This window comes from Microbulbifer sp. YPW1 (assembly GCF_013367775.1).
In the GTDB taxonomy this organism is placed as follows: Bacteria; Pseudomonadota; Gammaproteobacteria; order Pseudomonadales; family Cellvibrionaceae; genus Microbulbifer.
In genome coordinates, this window is record NZ_CP055157.1 from 1099438 (window position 1) to 1117452 (window position 18015).

At 59.4% G+C, this 18015-nt stretch carries 16 protein-coding genes; 9 read left to right on the forward strand and 7 right to left on the reverse strand.

The features are described 5' to 3' along the window. Positions 1-84: 84 nt before the first annotated feature. Positions 85-774 carry a TetR/AcrR family transcriptional regulator gene (locus HUW35_RS04685; protein ID WP_181254470.1) on the reverse strand — a complete coding sequence of 230 codons (690 nt, stop codon included), beginning with the start codon at positions 772-774 and terminating at the stop codon, positions 85-87. A 123-nt stretch (positions 775-897) separates the two neighbouring features. Further along, positions 898-2142, reverse strand: a complete 1245-nt coding sequence (gene ampC, locus HUW35_RS04690; protein ID WP_181254471.1) for a class C beta-lactamase — start codon at positions 2140-2142, stop codon at positions 898-900. 202 nt (positions 2143-2344) lie between these two features. Between ampC and HUW35_RS04695 the strand changes: the two genes are divergently transcribed. Then, a complete protein-coding gene (locus tag HUW35_RS04695; RefSeq protein ID WP_181254472.1) occupies positions 2345-2929 on the forward strand; it encodes an NUDIX hydrolase in 585 nt (194 codons plus the stop codon). A gap of 24 nt (positions 2930-2953) precedes the next feature. Here HUW35_RS04695 and hutG read toward each other — a convergent pair whose 3' ends face one another. Together hutG and hutI are read right to left on the reverse strand one after the other, a co-directional pair. Beyond that, positions 2954-3907 (reverse strand): formimidoylglutamase, encoded by a 954-nt coding sequence (gene hutG / locus HUW35_RS04700; protein ID WP_181254473.1) that lies wholly within the window; start codon positions 3905-3907, stop codon positions 2954-2956. Continuing rightward, the gene (hutI, locus tag HUW35_RS04705) at positions 3891-5120 is read right to left on the reverse strand and encodes an imidazolonepropionase (RefSeq protein WP_181254474.1); all 1230 of its coding nucleotides are present in this window, start codon (positions 5118-5120) and stop codon (positions 3891-3893) included. The genes hutG and hutI overlap by 17 nt, the downstream gene beginning before the upstream one ends. 179 nt (positions 5121-5299) lie before the next feature. Here hutI and hutC point away from each other — a divergent pair, with 179 nt between their 5' ends. The 3 genes from hutC (at position 5300) to hutH (ending at position 9570) form a co-directional block, all read left to right on the forward strand. After that, on the forward strand, positions 5300-6037 hold the full coding sequence (gene hutC / locus HUW35_RS04710) for a histidine utilization repressor (protein ID WP_181254475.1): 738 nt from the start codon (positions 5300-5302) through the stop codon (positions 6035-6037). A 239-nt stretch (positions 6038-6276) separates the two neighbouring features. After that, positions 6277-7950, forward strand: coding sequence for a urocanate hydratase (gene hutU / locus HUW35_RS04715; RefSeq protein WP_181254476.1), 1674 nt, complete (start codon positions 6277-6279; stop codon positions 7948-7950). A gap of 69 nt (positions 7951-8019) precedes the next feature. After that, positions 8020-9570 (forward strand): histidine ammonia-lyase, encoded by a 1551-nt coding sequence (hutH, locus tag HUW35_RS04720; RefSeq protein WP_181254477.1) that lies wholly within the window; start codon positions 8020-8022, stop codon positions 9568-9570. A 77-nt stretch (positions 9571-9647) separates the two neighbouring features. Here hutH and HUW35_RS04725 read toward each other — a convergent pair whose 3' ends face one another. The 3 genes from HUW35_RS04725 to HUW35_RS04735 all read right to left on the reverse strand — a co-directional run bounded on the left by HUW35_RS04725 (position 9648) and on the right by HUW35_RS04735 (position 11172). Continuing rightward, a complete protein-coding gene (locus tag HUW35_RS04725) occupies positions 9648-9968 on the reverse strand; it encodes a superinfection immunity protein (RefSeq protein ID WP_255463499.1) in 321 nt (106 codons plus the stop codon). Positions 9969-10030: 62 nt separating this feature from the next. Beyond that, positions 10031-10669, reverse strand: a complete 639-nt coding sequence (locus HUW35_RS04730; protein WP_181254478.1) for a hypothetical protein — start codon at positions 10667-10669, stop codon at positions 10031-10033. 5 nt (positions 10670-10674) lie between these two features. Beyond that, positions 10675-11172 carry an RNA polymerase sigma factor gene (locus tag HUW35_RS04735; RefSeq protein WP_181254479.1) on the reverse strand — a complete coding sequence of 166 codons (498 nt, stop codon included), beginning with the start codon at positions 11170-11172 and terminating at the stop codon, positions 10675-10677. A gap of 239 nt (positions 11173-11411) precedes the next feature. On the opposite strand from HUW35_RS04735, the gene HUW35_RS04740 reads away from it, so the two are divergent. The 5 genes from HUW35_RS04740 to HUW35_RS04760 all read left to right on the forward strand — a co-directional run bounded on the left by HUW35_RS04740 (position 11412) and on the right by HUW35_RS04760 (position 18014). Further along, the gene (locus HUW35_RS04740) at positions 11412-11801 is read left to right on the forward strand and encodes a MerR family DNA-binding transcriptional regulator (RefSeq protein WP_181254480.1); all 390 of its coding nucleotides are present in this window, start codon (positions 11412-11414) and stop codon (positions 11799-11801) included. A gap of 51 nt (positions 11802-11852) precedes the next feature. Further along, positions 11853-13022 carry an isovaleryl-CoA dehydrogenase gene (locus HUW35_RS04745; RefSeq protein ID WP_181254481.1) on the forward strand — a complete coding sequence of 390 codons (1170 nt, stop codon included), beginning with the start codon at positions 11853-11855 and terminating at the stop codon, positions 13020-13022. 175 nt (positions 13023-13197) lie between these two features. After that, the gene (locus HUW35_RS04750; RefSeq protein ID WP_181254482.1) at positions 13198-14805 is read left to right on the forward strand and encodes a carboxyl transferase domain-containing protein; all 1608 of its coding nucleotides are present in this window, start codon (positions 13198-13200) and stop codon (positions 14803-14805) included. A 179-nt stretch (positions 14806-14984) separates the two neighbouring features. Next, positions 14985-15782, forward strand: coding sequence for an enoyl-CoA hydratase/isomerase family protein (locus HUW35_RS04755; RefSeq protein ID WP_181254483.1), 798 nt, complete (start codon positions 14985-14987; stop codon positions 15780-15782). 228 nt (positions 15783-16010) lie between these two features. After that, positions 16011-18014: an acetyl/propionyl/methylcrotonyl-CoA carboxylase subunit alpha gene (locus HUW35_RS04760; protein ID WP_181254484.1), complete on the forward strand. Its 2004-nt coding sequence runs from the start codon at positions 16011-16013 to the stop codon at positions 18012-18014. The last annotated feature ends 1 nt before the right edge of the window (position 18015 follow it).

Below are 18015 nucleotides of genomic sequence, written 5' to 3' on the forward strand. Positions count from 1 at the left end.
CCGGCTCAACTCAGGGAATCCATTGAACGGGTGCCGCGCCCGCTTGGCCATTACCTCAGACTTCCTGCTGGAAGGGGAATCCTCTCAAACACAGAATCCACGCAGCAGACGCCGCAGCACATCGCCGTTTGATGCGCCCTTGATGGTCACGCTGGTCACCGTAGAGAACTCCAGGTACTGCACCGTCCACAGCAGCATGTGGGCATCCATTCGCGGGTTTTCACCACCCAGGGGAGACACGAAGCGCAGAGCCAGGGATGTCACCCAATCGGTGTACTCCTGGATCTCCTCGGTAAGTGCTTGCGATGGGTGCTGCTCAAACAGGTACTGGCACTCGATGCGGAGCAGGTTCACCCGCTCGCTTGAGTGGATATCGATGTACTGCTCTAGTTCACTGGCAAATGCGTCGGCATAGGACTGCCTGGATGCCAGGCTTCCATCGGCCACTGCGGAGCTGGCCAGCAATTCTTCAAGTTGCTGCGCGAGCCCTTTAATCACCGGCTCCATATTCGCGCGGAACTGGCGGAAGGCGGCCACCAGAATATTGTCGATGGTGCCGAAATAATAGGTGGTCATGGCCAGCTGAACGCCGGCCACACTGGCGATGGAACGGTGAGACAGCGCCGCCAGCCCCTCGCGGGCGATAATATCGAGGGTGGCATTGAGGATCTTTGTCTTGGCGATTTCGCGCTTCTCGGCTTTTTTGTCCGGTGCCGAAGTCGTGCGCGATGTTTTTCCAGGGCTTTCCTTGCCAGCAACGGTGCTGGATACCATGTTGACTGCCTCACACGGGAAGATAGGTACGGATGTGCAGGGCACACCCGCTTGGCACCCTATACAATGGCCAATTATTGGTCAATCGTACAAGGTTCCCCAGAATGGGCCGCCACCAGGCAGTCACGGGCTCCCGGAATCGGTATCGACAGCGCCCGTTTCACTGCCCCCCGTGACCTCCGGCAGTACCGCCTGCAGGATTTGGTAAAGCATGTCTATGCGATCTTCATTGGGAAAATATTTGTTGGCCAGCAGCACAAAGCCAAATTTTTTCTCCGGAATAAACGCCACGTAGGTCGAGAATCCGCCGGTAGAGCCGGTTTTGTTGATCAGCACATTCTGTTGCGGCGACAGCGGTGGGATGACGGTGACCACCGGGTGATCTTCGCTGATCATTTTGCGGGAATTTCCGGCCAGCAGGCGATTCTTCTCCAGTGGCAGGCTGTACTGTTCCCACACCATATCCTGCACATAGTAATCCGTGCGGAAATAACCCTGCCGGGTTGCCTGCAGGGCCCGCTGTATTTCCGGCCCCACTTTTACCAGCGCCATCTGTGCGGCCAGGAACCGTGTGAGGTCCGCCGCGCTGGAACGCACACCGTACGCTTCCTCTCCCAGCAAACCGATATTCACTCGCACCGGCTGATGGTTGCGATTGTGCCCCTCGGCGTAGTGGGCCATTTTTTCCTGCGGCACTTCCACATATGTATCCGACAGACCCAGTCCGCGAAACACAGAATCCTGCATCGCTTTCGCAAATGGCTGGTTCAAGCTGCGCGCCGCGACCAGGCCGAGCAACCCGCTGCCGGGGTTTGCATAGGTACGCTTGCTGCCGGGTGTGTACTGCGGCTGCCAGTTGCGGAAATACTCGAGCAACTGCGCTTCGCTGTGCACTTCCGAAGGTAACTGCAGGGGGAAATGCCCGGCGGTATGGGTGGCGAGATTGAGTACGGAGATCGAATCCATCGCACTGCCTCGCAGCGGTGGCAGGTAGGCGCTCACCGGTTTGCTGAAGTCCAGCGCGCCCTTCGCTTCGGCATAGGCCGCCAGGGTCGCGGTAAAGGTTTTACTAACCGAACCGATTTCAAACAGGGTGTGCTCGGTAACCGGCTCGCCCCCCTCCAGCGCGGTCTCCCCGAGATTGAAGAAATAGGGCTCACCGTCGATGGTCAGTGCCAACGCCATACCGGGCACGCGGTGTTTCTCCACCAGCGGCTGGATAGCCTCAATCACCACAGCCTCCAGCTGCTCAGGGCTCACCGTTTGCCCCTGTGCCGCGCCCACCAGACAAAACCAAACGCCCGCCAACATGGACATCCGGCACAGCATGCTCGCGCTGGAGCGAATAACGACAAAAGGTGGCAGCATCGAGACTTCCCTGTGAAACTGTTGTTTATTGTATTTGTCTGACTGTAAATGGTGCGGTTAGTGCAATATAGCTCTAAACACCCCCCACCAACGAAAAGAGTACTCGAAAGCCCCGCCACGCCTCGGATACACTTTAGGCAGGTAAACTTGCGACAACCTAAACAAGCCCTACCCTATAAGCAGTGAAAGCAGTTCTGGGACGATGCGATCATTTCTGACAAAAGCCATTCTCACGCTGTTCGCCGCAGGCGCGCTGGTAGCACTGCTATTTGTCGTATTTCCCGGGCTCAAATACGAGGTCTACCGCAAGCTGCCACCCAAAATCCGCTGGAACATATCCTATGCGCTGACCGATAAATTCGTGGTGGGCATGGTGTACTTCGTGGAGCGCAACAATCAGTTGCTGCTGGTGCGCCACTCCTACCAGGACAAGTGGGCGCTACCCGGCGGCTGGGTAGAGCGCAACGAATCGTTCGAGGAATCGGCGCGGCGAGAGCTGCGCGAGGAACTGGACATCAGGATCGATGACTTCGAGGTACTGGAGGTCGACAAGGTACCGCGCTCGGGGATCATCAACATCGCTATCCGCGGGCGCCTCAAGGACAAGCAGGTGGCCATCCGCGACGGCGAAATCTACGGCTACCGGTTCTTCGAGCTGCATATGCTCCCGGACGATGTGATCTACACCCACAAGCCCTATATCAAGCGTTACCTGGAGGCGCGGCGCCCACCAAGGATCCCCCCGGTGGAACAGCCCAGCCAGCGACGCGCCGCACCGGAGCGCTGAGCGCGACACATCGCAAAGCCCTGATTACCCCTTGATGCCGTTGGCAATCTGGAAGATAACCCGCGCTGCGGTGCGCGCGGCGTGGTCCTCGATATCGAAATAGGGGTTGAACTCGGCAATGTCCGCCAAACACACCTTTTTCGATTCCAGCACCGTGTCCAGCAGCGGTTCGAACAGTTCAAACGCCACACCACGCCCGGCGGGCGCGCTCACCGCGGGCATTACCGCGGCGGGAAATACATCCAGGTCGATGGTCAGGTAAACGAAGTCCACCCGCTCGATAAAGTCGGCGATCTGCTTCTGCACCAGCTCGAGACGCCAGGGCACGATTTCACGATCGGAAATCACCTGCGCCCCCAACTCTTCCGCGCGGTTGTATAGCGCCGGGGTATTGGCGGTGGCTGCAGCCCCCACGCACAGGTAATTGAATGGCCGGCCGTTGACGTCGCACTGCTCCGCGATCTGGAAAAAGGGCGTGCCGGAAGAGCCTTTCGGTGCCGGCAGGCGCAGATCCAGGTGCGCATCGAAGTTGATGATGCCAAGGGTCTTGTCGCGGTGCTGCTCGCGCATCCAGCGGGCGATGCCCTGATAACTGCCGAAGGCAATCTCGTGGCCGCCCCCCAGTACCAGCGGGAAATGCCCGCCGGTCATCAGGTCGGTAATCCGTGCGCCGAGCATGGACTGACCGGATTCCAGGTCGTCTTTTTCCACCCGCACATTGCCGGCATCGTACAGCGGTGCGGCAAAGGTCTTGGGCAGGTTCGCCAGCGCCAGGCGCAGGATCCGCGGGCCCTTGGCGGCGCCGATGCGCCCCTTGTTGCGGCGCACACCCTCATCGCTGGCGAAACCTAGAATGGCCAAGCCGGGCGGGCTGTCCAGGTGCAGCGGGACGATATCCTGGTGCCAGCGCTTTCCGGCCTTGCCGTCTTCACTGTCTACTCGCCCGCTCCACAGGCGCATATCAGCCAGCTGTAACATGTTGCCCCCCAACAAAAATATCTGCGGGTTTCAGTGCCCCCACCTCGTAGGCGAGCTGGTCCGGCGTCTCCATCGGCCACAGTGCCATATCCGCACGCAGCCCGGCGCGCAACACACCGCGGGAACAACACACACCCAGGGCGCGTGCCGCGGCGCGGGTGACACCGGCCAGGGCTTCGGCGGGGGTGAGACCAAACAGGTTACAACTCATATTCATCATCAGTCGCAGTGATGCTATGGGACAGCTGCCAGGGTTGAGATCCGTGGAAATGGCCATGGGTATTCCCGCAGCACGGAGTTTATCCACAGGCGGAACGCGGGTTTCCTTCAGGGAATAGAAGGCACCCGGCAGCAGTACCGCAGCGGTACCGCTCTCGGCCATGGCCGCTACATCTTCGTCGGTAATATATTCAATATGCTCCACCGACAGGGCGCCGGCGCGGGCAGCCATACGGGTGGCACCGGTGGCGGCGAGCTGTTCTGCGTGGACCTTTACCGGCAGATCGAGTTTTTGCGCGGCGGCGATCACTTTCTGACACTGCTCCACAGAGAAGGCGATGGTTTCACAGAACATATCCACCGCATCCGCCAGCTGTTCCTTGGCGACCGCGGGCAGAATTTCGTTGCACACCAGATCGATATAGTCGTCGGCGCGGCCGTCGTACTCCGGCGGCAGGGCGTGGGCGGCGAGGCAGGTGGTGAGGATATTCACCGGGTAGTGCTGAGCCAGGCGACGGGCCACCCGCAGTTGCTTTAGCTCGGTATCCAGCTCCAGGCCGTAACCGGATTTGATTTCAATGGTGGTGACACCCTCCGCGAGCAGGGCGCGCAGGCGCGGTTCCGCGTCCCGGTAGAGCTCGTCGGCGGTAGCACCGCGGGTTGCGCGCACGGTGGACAGGATACCGCCCCCGGAACGGGCAACCTCCTCGTAACTCTCGCCACCGAGGCGACGGGCGAACTCACCGGCGCGGTGGCCGCCGTACACAAGGTGGGTGTGGCAATCAATCAACCCGGGCGTCAGCCACTGCCCTTCCCCATCGATCACGGTGTCCGCAATCGCATCGGGCAGCTCGCGGCGCGGGCCGATCCAGACAATCTTGTTGCCGGTCACCGCCACCGCGGCATCCTCCACCGCACCATAGGCACCGGGCATTGCCGGGTCCATGGTGGCCGCGTTGATATTGGTAATCAGCAGATCACAGCGTTCAGTCATAGTCGCTCACTGAATTGGCGTTATTTGTAACGATAGCCCTGTTGGGGTGATTTGGCGCAGATTCTCACTATTGACAGAAATCCCCATCAAATCCATAGTTGCCCCATACACAGACTTGTATATACAAGAATGTACAACCTGATAAGCACTTTACCCGAGCAGGCGAAGAGCACACAAGTATGAGTAGTCAGAGTCCCGCCACCACCACGGATACCGGCAGCCAGCCGCGCTACGCCGCGATCAAGGCCCATATCCGCGCCCAGATCGAATCCGGCGAATGGCCCGCCCACTTCCGCGTGCCTTCGGAAAACCAGCTCTCCCAGGACTTCAGCGTCAGCCGCATGACCGCCCGCCGGGCCTTGTCAGAGCTTACCGACGAAGGCGTACTCATCCGCTCCCAGGGCCTCGGCACCTTCGTCGCCGAACCGGTACCGGCAGGCTCCCTGCTGGAAGTACGCAACATAGCCGACGAAATTGCCGCGCGCGGTCATAGCTACGCCAACCGCATTCTCAAACTCGAACAGACAACCGCCAGTACCGAAGTCGCCGTCGCCCTCGGCCTTGCCGAAGGCGCCGCGGTATACCACTCCATCATCGTGCACCTGGATAACGATCTGCCGATCCAGTTCGAGGAACGCTATACCAACCCCACACTGGTGCCGGACTACCTGCACCAGGACTTCAGCGCGGCCACACCCAACGAATACCTGACCCACGTAGCGCCACTGACGGAAGTGGATACCACGGTTGAGGCCATTGGCGCAGACGAGACTGTCGCACGTGCGCTGGAGATCCAGCCTGGCACCGCCTGCCTGCAGATCTGGCGACGCACTAAAAGCAGCGCGGGCACCGTCAGCTTCGCGCGACTGGTGCATCCGGGAAATAGATACCGGCTGGGTGCGCAACTGAGGTTTTAAAACAACTCCGAGCGCTACGAAGTACAGAAATTTGAATTGAAGGCGGAGCGCCGGGTAGAGGTTTTCAGGATCGTCGGCAACAGGGAAGTTGCCGACGAAGCGTACAGGGATGTATTCACAGTGGTCCTGAAAACCTCTACCCGGCGCTCCGCCGCAGCAAAACCCGTTTTAAGACTCCGGGCCAAAAACCCACAGAACGTAATTTCAAACCAAGAATTTGGAAAAAAGACGAGGCAACCATGACCGATAAACGCCACGATCCCAGCCGTAAAATTGCCGCCCCCACCGGTACCAAGCTCAACGCAAAGAGCTGGCTCACCGAAGCGCCCCTGCGCATGCTGATGAACAACCTGCATCCCGACGTCGCCGAACGTCCGGAAGACCTTGTTGTATACGGTGGTATCGGCCGCGCCGCGCGCGACTGGGAGTGCTACGACAAAATCGTCGAAGTCCTGCAGCGCTTGGAAGACGACGAAACCTTATTGGTCCAATCCGGCAAACCCGTCGGCGTCTTCAAAACCCACGCCGACGCACCCCGCGTACTTATCGCAAACTCCAACCTCGTCCCGCACTGGGCCAACTGGGAACACTTCAACGAGCTGGATAAAAAAGGCCTGGCCATGTACGGCCAGATGACCGCCGGCTCCTGGATCTACATCGGCTCCCAGGGCATCGTCCAGGGCACCTACGAAACCTTTGCCGCGGTCGCGCGCAAACATTTTGATGGCGAAGCCAAGGGCAAATGGGTACTCACCGGCGGCCTCGGCGGCATGGGCGGCGCCCAGCCTCTCGCCGCCACCATGGCCGGCTTCTGCATGATCGCCGTCGAGTGCGATGAAACCCGCATCGACTTCCGCCTGCGCACCGGCTACGTGGACAAAAAAGCCACCAGCCTCGACGAAGCCCTGGCGATGATCAACGACGCGATGGAAAAGGGTGAGGCCATCTCCGTCGGCCTGCTCGGCAACGCCGCCGACGTCTTCCCGGAAATTGTCGAGCGCGGCATCCTGCCCGACTGCGTTACCGACCAGACCTCCGCCCACGACCCGCTGAACGGCTACCTGCCAAAAGGCTGGACCATGGAACAGGCGGCCGAAATGCGCAAAGCCGACGAAGCCCTGGTGGTGAAGGAAGCCAAGAAATCCATGGCGATTCAGGTGCAGGCCATGCTCACGCTGCAGGAGCGCGGTGCCGCCACCCTCGACTACGGCAACAATATCCGCCAGATGGCGTTCGAAGAAGGCGTCAAAAACGCGTTTGATTTCCCCGGTTTTGTTCCCGCGTACATCCGCCCGCTGTTCTGCGAAGGCATTGGTCCCTTCCGCTGGGCGGCCCTGAGCGGCAACCCGGAAGACATCTACAAAACCGACGCCAAGGTAAAAGAGCTGATCCCGGACAATCCGCAGCTGCACAACTGGCTGGATATGGCCCGCGAGCGCATCCAGTTCCAGGGCCTGCCCGCGCGTATCTGCTGGGTCGGCCTGAAAGACCGCGCGCGCCTGGCGCTGGCGTTCAACGAGATGGTCGCCAACGGCGAACTGGAAGCGCCGGTGGTGATCGGCCGCGACCACCTCGACTCCGGCTCCGTGGCCAGCCCCAACCGCGAAACCGAGTCCATGATGGACGGTTCCGATGCGGTCTCTGACTGGCCGCTACTGAACGCGCTGTTGAACACCGCCTCTGGCGCCACCTGGGTGTCCCTACACCACGGCGGCGGCGTGGGCATGGGCTTCTCCCAGCACTCTGGTGTAGTGATTGTGTGTGACGGCACCGAAGCGGCGAAAAAGCGCATCGAGCGCGTGCTGTGGAACGACCCGGCTACCGGTGTGATGCGCCATGCGGATGCGGGCTACGACATCGCCAAGAAATGTGCAAAAGAGCAAGGCCTCGATCTGCCGATGCTCAAGGATTGATTCAACGCTTTAAATTCGCCATGCCCTCGCGGCATGGCGTATGTAAAAAATAGTTTCGGTGAAAAAATTATGTACCAACTGGAAATCACCCCGGGGCAACTGAGCCTGGAACAACTGCGCCGCGTCGCCCGCGAGCCGGTAAAACTGAGCCTGAACAAAGACGCCCATGCGGCCATCAATGCGTCGGCCAAAACCGTCGCCGATGTACTGGAACAGGGCCGCACCGTATACGGTATTAACACCGGCTTCGGCCTGCTGGCAAACACCAGCATCAAGAAGGAAGATCTGGAAACCCTGCAGCGCGCCATCGTCCTGTCCCATGCGGCCGGCACCGGCAACTTCATGAGTGAAGACACCGTACGCCTGTTGATGGTGCTGAAGATCAACTCCCTGGCCCGCGGTTTTTCCGGCATCCGCCTGGAAGTGATCGAAGCGCTGATCAAACTGGTCAACGCGGGTGTGTATCCCGCGATTCCGGAAAAAGGCTCCGTGGGCGCCTCCGGCGACCTGGCACCGCTCGCGCATATGAGCGTGGTACTGCTGGGCGAAGGCGAATGCTTTATCAACGGCGAACGCAAGCCCGCGTCTGAAGGCCTGCGCTTTGCGGAAATGCGCCCGGTAGTACTGGCACCGAAGGAAGGCCTCGCGCTGCTGAACGGCACCCAGGCCTCCACCGCTTTTGCCCTGCAGGGCCTCTTCTCTGCGGAAGACATGTTCGCCGGTGCGGTAGTAACCGGCGCGCTGACCCTGGAAGCGGCCAAGGGCTCACGCCGTCCGTTCGACGACCGTATCCACATGGTGCGCGGCCAGCAGGCGCAGCGCGATGTGGCCGCGAGCTACCGCGACCTGCTGGGTGAACAGAGTGAAATTGGCGCATCCCACGAGGACTGCGAAAAGGTACAGGACCCCTACTCCCTGCGCTGCCAGCCCCAGGTGATGGGCGCCTGCCTGCAGCAGATCCGCTTCGCCGCCGAAATCCTGCTGGCGGAAGCCAACGGTGTTTCCGATAACCCGCTGGTGTTTACCGATGTGGAAAACCCGGAAAACTCCGACATCATCTCCGGTGGTAACTTCCACGCGGAACCGGTGGCGATGGTGGCCGATAACCTGGCCTTGGCGATTGCGGAAATCGGCTCCCTGTCCGAGCGCCGCATGGCGCTGCTGATCGACTCCAACCTGTCCGGCCTACCGCCCTTCCTGGTGGACAACGGCGGGGTGAACTCCGGCTTTATGATCGCGCAGGTGACCTCTGCGGCACTGGCCAGCGAGAACAAGACCTTCGCCCACCCGGCGAGCGTCGACTCCCTGCCCACCTCTGCGAACCAGGAAGACCACGTCTCAATGGCCACCTTCGCCGGTCGCCGCCTGCGCGACATGGCGGACAACACCTGTGGCATTCTCGCGGTGGAACTGCTGGCCGCCTGCCAGGGTCTGGACTTCCGCGCGCCGCTAAAGACCACCGAAAAGTTGGAAAACGCCAAGGCCGCCCTGCGCGAGCGCGTCTCCTTCTACGACAAGGACCGCTACTTCGCACCGGATATCGAGGAAGCCAAGCAACTCCTGGCCAGTGCTTACTACCGTGAGTACCTGGCGGTAGAAATGCTGCCCAGCAATCAGTAAATCCCCGATGAACCGCCTTCGCTCAGCCCGTTGAATACGCTGGGCGAAGGTGGGTTCAACAGCTATCCCCCCACCAATTAGCTTTCGGCTTTTACCATTTTCTGCGCGGAAGCAGCGCCGTACTTTTCTGCCAGCCTCCCACTCATCTTCCCGGTGGAGGCCCACACCAGCAGCGCCACCCAGGCAATCCACGAGAGCCCCGCTGGCACATTGGCGAGAAAAATTTTTCCTAGATGCGCGCGATTGAAAAAAACCGCAATCACACTAGGCAAAAACCACACGGCAAAAAAGAATACAACGAAAATGACGGCCTGAAGCGTATCCATTTGTGCAAACAGATCGAGGAAACCCGAAAATTTTTCTTCAAGATTTGACAGCATAATAAGAATTCCTTCCATTGATTTGATTTTTCATTGAATATTCGATCGACACTTCTGTAGTACCGGCGAAATCCAATTTCTTACAATTTATTCTTCGTCGTTTCGAAATTTTCTTGCTGCCACGTATCGATCTGTATCTCGCTCTTTTTTATGCGACGCGAATACCACACGCTCCAGATGCCCAAGCCTACTGTAAATGTGAGAAGCCATCCGATGACAAACCCGATGTCTTTCGTAAAGATGGGCTCCAGCCATCCGAAATATGACACCCCCTGCCAGACTGCAAAAATACCCAGTTCCACAATCAACAGAATCCAGGTAAAGCGCAGCATGCGTCGTTTGCGCTCGAGTCTCAGCCGCGCAAGGTCCAGATAGCCACGGGTGGACTCCTCCAGTGGATCCCACACTCCCCGGCGATTGGATACGGAAAATGCCATGGCCCAGGTCAGCAATACCAGTACCAACAGCGCGCGCCAGGGAGCATCTCGCATCTCGCTGGCCAATGTCAGGTAAACACCGCCGATGCCCACCGCAATTGAACCGGCCCATTCGAGCAGGGCAGTCATACGTATACGTCGTTCTTGTCGCCGGATATTTTCGCGGATGGCATTAGGCACCGGCATCTCGCAAGGGGCCTGCTGCCAGATATTCGCCAGCTCCTGTAGCCCGTCGTCACCGTGGCGGCCCACTTTGGACTTACCGTTATTTTCGTTGCTCATGCTCATCACACCGCATTACCCAGTTTTGTGTTCAAGCGCTCGCGGGCGCGATTCAGGCGCACCGCGACATTGGACTCACTGATACCCAGCACTTCGGAAATTTCGCTGTAACTCAGGCCCTCGAAACGCAATGTAAGTACCTGACGCATTCCCAGGGGCAGCAGGGACACTGCGCGCACCAGCCGCTCGGCATCCCGGTTTTGCTGCAGCTGCGCTTCCGGGCCAGGACGTTCATCCTGCAGCTCTTCCAGTAGCTCACTGCCATGGCTATCTCGCCGGCGGGCGAGCTGGGTGACACTGCGGTTGTGGGCGATCCGGTAGACAAAGGTACGCAGCCTCGACTCCCCCCGGAACGCCGGCAATGCCCGCCAGATGGCCAGCCATATTTCCTGCACCAGGTCTTCCCGCTCCGCCCGGTTGCGCACGTAGCTGCTAGCCAGACGCGCAATGCCACCACCGCAGTCCTCGATTAACTGGTTAAAGATCTGTTCGCGCGCGTCCAAGCTATGCTCTTCTGTCCGTATTCTGGGGCCGCAGGAAGCGGGTAATGCCTGGTACTGTACCCAGCGCAATCAGAACCTTACATAAATTTTCTCCCCGCCCGCCCCGCCATCTTCCCAGACACCCGGAACTGGCAACACCCCTTCGGTCACGATTTGGCCCAGATTGACGTTTACGTTAACGTAAACGTCAACTAGACTTCGGGCAGATCTGAGGACTATCCCATGAGCGCCCGTGCCTAATGAGCAATATCGCCGACAGCTACAGCATTTCCGAGCTGGCCCAGGAATTCGGGATCACCACCCGGACTATCCGCTTCTATGAAGACAAGGGGCTGATCAGCCCGGAACGGCGGGGGCAGACCCGGGTGTACACGCCGGAAGACCGGGTGCGCCTGAAGCTAATCCTGCGGGGCAAGCGTCTGGGTTTCTCGCTGGATGAGAGCCGGGAAATCATCGATATGTACGACCCGGCCCACGGCAATGTGGACCAGCTCAATCGCCTCCTCGACCGAATCGATGCCAAGCGCCAGCAGCTGCGACAGCAGCAGCGGGACATCGAGAAGATGCTCGCCCAGCTGGACGATGCGACCGCCCGCACACAGGCGGCGCTGAAAGAACAAACAGACTGAACCAAACCTGATTTCACAAATAACTCTGACGGATCCAAAGCGGAGCACGCGATGAATACTCCATACCCAACCCTCAATTTCGACCTCGGCGAAGACATCGATATGCTGCGGGACATGGTCTACAAGTTCTGCCAGGCGGAACTGGCCCCGCGGGCGGCACAGATCGACGAGGACAACCTTTTTCCCGCCGATATGTGGAAGAAGTTCGGTGAGCTGGGCCTGCTGGGTATGACCGTGGAAGAGGAGTACGGTGGTTCCAATATGGGTTACCTGGCCCACGCGGTGGCGATGGAGGAGATTTCCCGCGCGTCCGCATCGGTCGGCCTCTCCTATGGCGCCCATTCCAACCTGTGTGTAAACCAGATCCGCAAAAACGGTACCCCTGAGCAGAAGGCGAAGTATCTGCCTAAGCTGTGTTCCGGCGAGCATATCGGCGCGCTGGCGATGAGTGAGCCCAATTCCGGCTCCGATGTAGTGAGCCTGCAGCTGAAAGCGGAGAAGAAGGGCGATCGCTTTATCCTGAACGGCAACAAGATGTGGATCACCAACGGCCCGGATGCGCACACCTATGTGATCTATGCGCGCACCGAGCCGGGTATCAGCTCTGGCGGTATTACGGCGTTTATTGTGGAGCGCGGTTTCAAGGGTTTCTCTCAGGCGCAGAAGCTGGACAAGCTGGGTATGCGCGGTTCCAACACCTGTGAGCTGGTGTTCGAGGACTGCGAGGTGCCGGAAGAGAATATTCTGGGCCAGCTGAACGGCGGCGTGCGCGTGCTGATGAGCGGTCTGGATTACGAGCGCACCATTCTTTCCGGTGGCCCGGTAGGTATCATGCAGGCGTGCATGGATATCGTGGTGCCTTATATTCACGATCGCAAACAGTTTGGCAAGGCGATCGGCGAGTTTCAGCTGATGCAGGGCAAGGTTGCGGATATGTACGCGGATCTGAATGCGAGCCGCGCATACCTGTACTCGGTGGCGAAAGCCTGTGATCGCGGTGAGGACTCCCGTAAGGATTCCGCGGCGGTGATTCTGTTTACCGCAGAGCGTGCCACCCAGATGGCACTGCAGGCGATCCAGACCCTGGGCGGCAACGGCTATATCAATGAGTACGCCACTGGCCGCCTGCTGCGCGATGCCAAGCTGTACGAAATCGGCGCGGGTACTTCCGAGATCCGTCGTATGCTGATTGGTCGCGAGCTGTTTAACGAGACTCGCTAAGCTTCGTAGATAGTTTCGGGGCGGCACTGCTACCGGGATGGGTTCGCTGGACACGCCGTGAACCCATCCATGGGGGCTCTACAAAAACATCCTGTTTTTGAAGGTCCAGCGAACCCATCCCAGTAGCAGCGCCTGCGCATTTTATTTCTGTGCTCTAACCAACCAAATTTTTTCTATGAACCAGATTCAGAGCAAAATTAACTCCCGAGATCCAGCGTTTGCGGAAAACCGCGAGCAGATGGAGAAGATTGTCGATGACCTGCGGGAAAAGCTGGAAACCATCGCCAAAGGCGGCAGCGAGCGCGCGCGGGAGAAACACGTGTCCCGTGGCAAGTTACTGCCGCGAGACCGCATCGATGCGCTGCTCGATCCGGGCAGTCCGTTCCTGGAATTCTCCCAGCTGGCCGCTTACGACGTTTACGGCGAGGACGTGCCGGCGGCGGGGATTCTCACCGGCATCGGCACCGTTGCCGGCCAGCCCTGTGTGATTGTTGCCAATGATGCGACAGTGAAAGGTGGTACCTACTACCCGCTAACCGTGAAAAAGCACCTGCGCGCGCAGGCGATCGCGGAGCAGAACAATTTGCCGTGTATCTACCTGGTGGATTCCGGCGGTGCCAACCTGCCACGCCAGGATGATGTCTTCCCGGATCGCGAGCATTTCGGTCGCATATTCTTCAACCAGGCCAACCTGTCCGCAAAGAATATTCCGCAGATCGCGGTAGTGATGGGTAGCTGTACCGCCGGCGGTGCCTATGTGCCGGCGATGGCGGATGAGTCCATTATGGTGAAGGAGCAGGCGACGATTTTCCTCGCGGGGCCTCCACTGGTAAAAGCGGCCACCGGGGAAGAGGTTTCGGCGGAGGAGCTCGGCGGCGCGGAAGTGCACTGCAAGACGTCCGGTGTTTCCGACCACTTTGCGAATAACGATACCCATGCGCTGGAGTTGGCACGCAAGTCCGTTGCGCGCCTGAATCGGATCAAGAACCCGGGCCTGGATATCCAGAAGCCGGTCGAGCCGATTTATCCACCCGAAGAAATCTACGGCATTGTGCCCAAAGATTCCCGCCAGCCGTTTGATGTACGTGAGATTATCGCGCGGGTGGTGGACGGTTCCGAGTTTGATGAATTCAAGGCGATGTACGGCACCACCCTGGTGACCGGCTTTGCCCGCATTCACGGTTACCCGGTGGGCATCGTAGCCAACAATGGCATCCTGTTTGCCGAGAGTGCACAGAAAGGTGCGCACTTCATCGAGCTGTGCGCACAGCGCAATATTCCGCTGGTATTCCTGCAAAACATCACCGGTTTTATGGTGGGTAAACAGTACGAAGCCGGCGGTATCGCCAAGCACGGTGCGAAAATGGTAACCGCGGTCGCCACCGCAAAAGTACCCAAGTTCACCGTCCTGATCGGCGGTTCCTTCGGTGCCGGCAACTACGGTATGTGCGGACGCGCCTACGATCCCAACTTCCTGTTTATGTGGCCGAATGCGCGCATTTCCGTGATGGGCGGCGAACAGGCGGCCGGGGTGCTGGCGCAGGTGAAGAAAGACCAGATGGCGGCACAGGGCGAGGACTGGAGCGAGGAAGAGATCGCCAAGTTCAAGCAACCGATCATCGACGACTACGAACACCAGGGCCACCCCTACTACGCCTCTGCGCGCTTGTGGGACGACGGTGTGATCGATCCGAAAGATACCCGCACCGTGCTGGGACTGTGTCTGGCAGCGGCCACTCACAAAGAACCAGAGGAAACGAAGTTCGGGGTCTTTCGAATGTAGATCTGAGTATTGGGATAGTTTGGTGCGGGTCCTGCTGCCGGTATTGGCTTGCTGGACACGCCGTGAACCCATCCCTGGGGGCTCTGCAAAAACATCCATGTTTTTGAAGGTCCAGCAAGCCAATACCGGCATCAGAACCTTACCGACTCCGTAGCTATTGCCAATTTCAAGGAATCACCATGACCGAAAAAATGCTGTGCGAAATCGACAACGAAGGCGTTGCCACGGTTACCCTAAACCGCCCGGAAATTCACAATGCCTTCGACGACGACCTGATTCGCCAGCTCGGCGAAACCTTCGACAACCTCGCTCGCAGCGGAGGCATCCGTGCGCTGATACTCGCTTCAAATGGCAAAAACTTTTCCGCCGGCGCCGACCTGAACTGGATGAAGCGCATGGCCGAGTACAGCGAAGAGCAAAACCGCCAGGACGCCGCCGCCCTCGCCGCTATGCTGCACAAACTCGACCAGTTCCCCGCGCCTACTATCGCCCGCGTACAGGGTGCGGCTTTCGGTGGTGCGGTGGGCCTGGTGAGCTGCTGCGATATCGCTATCGCCTCCCAGCGCGCCAGCTTCTGCCTGAGCGAAGTGAAAATCGGCCTGCTGCCGGCCACCATCAGCCCTTACGTGATCAACGCCATCGGCACTCGCCAGGCGCGCCGCTACTTTGTCACCGCCGAGCGATTCTCCGCGGAACGGGCTCAAGAAATCGGCCTGGTGTCGGAAGTCGTTCACGAAGGCGAGCTGGATTTAACAGTACAGACACTGGTGAACAGCATTACCGACAATGGCCCCAACGCGGTGACCATGGCCAAGCAACTGGCCATGTCCATGTCCAACCGTGTGATCAATGAAGAACTGCAGGGGCAAACCAGTGCGTTGATTGCGGCGGTCCGGGTTTCACCAGAGGGACAGGAAGGGTTGAGTGCGTTTCTGGAAAAGCGCGCACCCAGTTGGATGAATAGCGGGGACGAATAATTCCGGAAGGTGGGCACACTTTGCTCATCCTACAAGGTTACAACCTACCGCTTACGAAGAGCCGAAATGTAAATTGAAGGCCGGGCGCCGGGTGTGGACTTTCAGGATCGTCGGCAACAGGGATGTTGCCGACGAAGCGTACAGGGATGTATTCACAGCGGTCCTGAAAGTCCACACTCGGTGACCGGGCGCCACAGCACCAGAACAGAGCACCAAACAGAGCCAGCTATGATTCGCAAACTGCTGATCGCCAACCGTGGCGAAATTGCCTGTCGCATTATCCGCACTGCGCGCCGCCTCGGCGTCGCCACCGTTGCAGTATATTCCGACGCAGATGCCAACGCCCTGCATGTCCAGCAGGCCGACGAAGCCGTCCATCTCGGCCCTGCACCGGCCAAGGAATCCTACCTGGACATCGACAAGGTCCTCGCCGCCGCCAAACAGACCGGTGCCGACGCCATCCACCCCGGCTACGGATTCCTGTCTGAAAATGCCCACTTCTGTCGCGCCTGCGAAGAGGCCGGCATCATCTTTGTCGGTCCACCCGCCGCAGCCATTGAAGCCATGGGCTCCAAATCCGCCGCCAAGCGGATCATGGAAGATGCCAATGTACCTCTGGTACCCGGCTACCACGGCACCAACCAGGATCCCGGCATTCTCGAAGGCCACGCCAATCGCATCGGCTACCCCGTCCTGCTCAAAGCTGCCGCCGGGGGCGGTGGTAAAGGTATGCGCCGTGTCGACAAAGCCGACGACTTCCACGCAGCGCTGGACGCCGCCAAACGCGAAGCGCAAAACGCCTTCAGCGACGACCTCATGCTGATCGAGCGTTACGTGGTCAACCCGCGTCACGTGGAAATCCAGGTGTTCTGCGACAAGCAGGGCAATGGCGTCTACCTTTTTGAGCGAGACTGCTCGGTACAGCGCCGCCACCAGAAAGTCGTAGAAGAAGCACCGGCGCCCGGCCTCTCCGCCGAAACCCGCAAAAAGATGGGCGAAGCTGCGCTGCGCGCCGCCCACGCCATCGGCTATGTCGGTGCCGGCACCGTCGAATTTTTGCTCGACGCCAGCGGTGCCTTCTACTTTATGGAAATGAACACCCGCCTTCAGGTGGAGCATCCGGTAACAGAAATGATCACCGGCCAGGACCTCGTCGCCTGGCAGCTCGCAGTTGGCGCCGGTGAACCGCTACCGCTTGAGCAAGATGACCTGCATATCGTCGGCCATGCGTTTGAAGTGCGGATTTATGCGGAAGACCCGGACAACGACTTCCTGCCCGCGACCGGCAAGCTGCTGCGTCACCAACCGCCGCGCGAAGACAGCGCGGTGCGCGTGGATACCGGTGTACAGACCGGTGATGAAATCAGCGTGCACTACGACCCGATGATTTCCAAGTTGATCGTGCACGGCCGCAATCGTCGCGAAGCCCTGGTCAAACTCGACCGCGCCCTGCAGCAATACCAAATCGCCGGCCTGCGCCACAACATCGAATTCCTGCGTCGGGTGGTCAATCACACCGCTTTTGTAAACGGCCGTGTGACCACTCACTTTATCGAAGACCACGAGCAGGAAATCCTGCAGCAGGAACAGCAACTGCGCGCACAGCAATGTGCCGCCATCGCCGCCTTCCTGCACCACAGGGAAACCCGCGCACAACACCGCAGCGCACCCAAGGCGGATCCCTTCTCGCCCTGGCACAGCGGCAGCAACTGGCGCAACGGGCTCACCCTGTGGCGCAGCCAGAAAGTCGAAGTGCACGGTCGTGAAATCGAAATACATTTCTGCGGCAATGATGAAAACCTGCAATGGCGCTGCGACTCGGCTGTGGATGCACAGCGCGGCAACGTGGTTTGCCCGCACGGCCACAGCGTGGCCATCCTCGATGGACGCCGTGTGAGTTACACCAGCGTGGCCCAGGAGAATGAGGGCACCGTATTTGTCAGCGGTGAACAGGTGGACTTCCGCATACTGCCGCCGGATACCGGCGAAGCCAGCGAGGCAGGCCATGGCCTGGAAGCCCCCATGAACGGCACCATCGTCGCCCTCCTCGCAGAGCCGGGAGAAACCGTGAGCAAAGATCAACCCCTGCTGGTGATGGAAGCCATGAAAATGGAACACACCTTGCGCGCGCCCAAAGACGGCACCGTCAACCAGTATCTGTGCGCAGCCGGGGAACTGGTAGATGGCGGCAGCCTGCTGGTCGACTTCACTGCCGAAAATGCAGAGGCCTGAA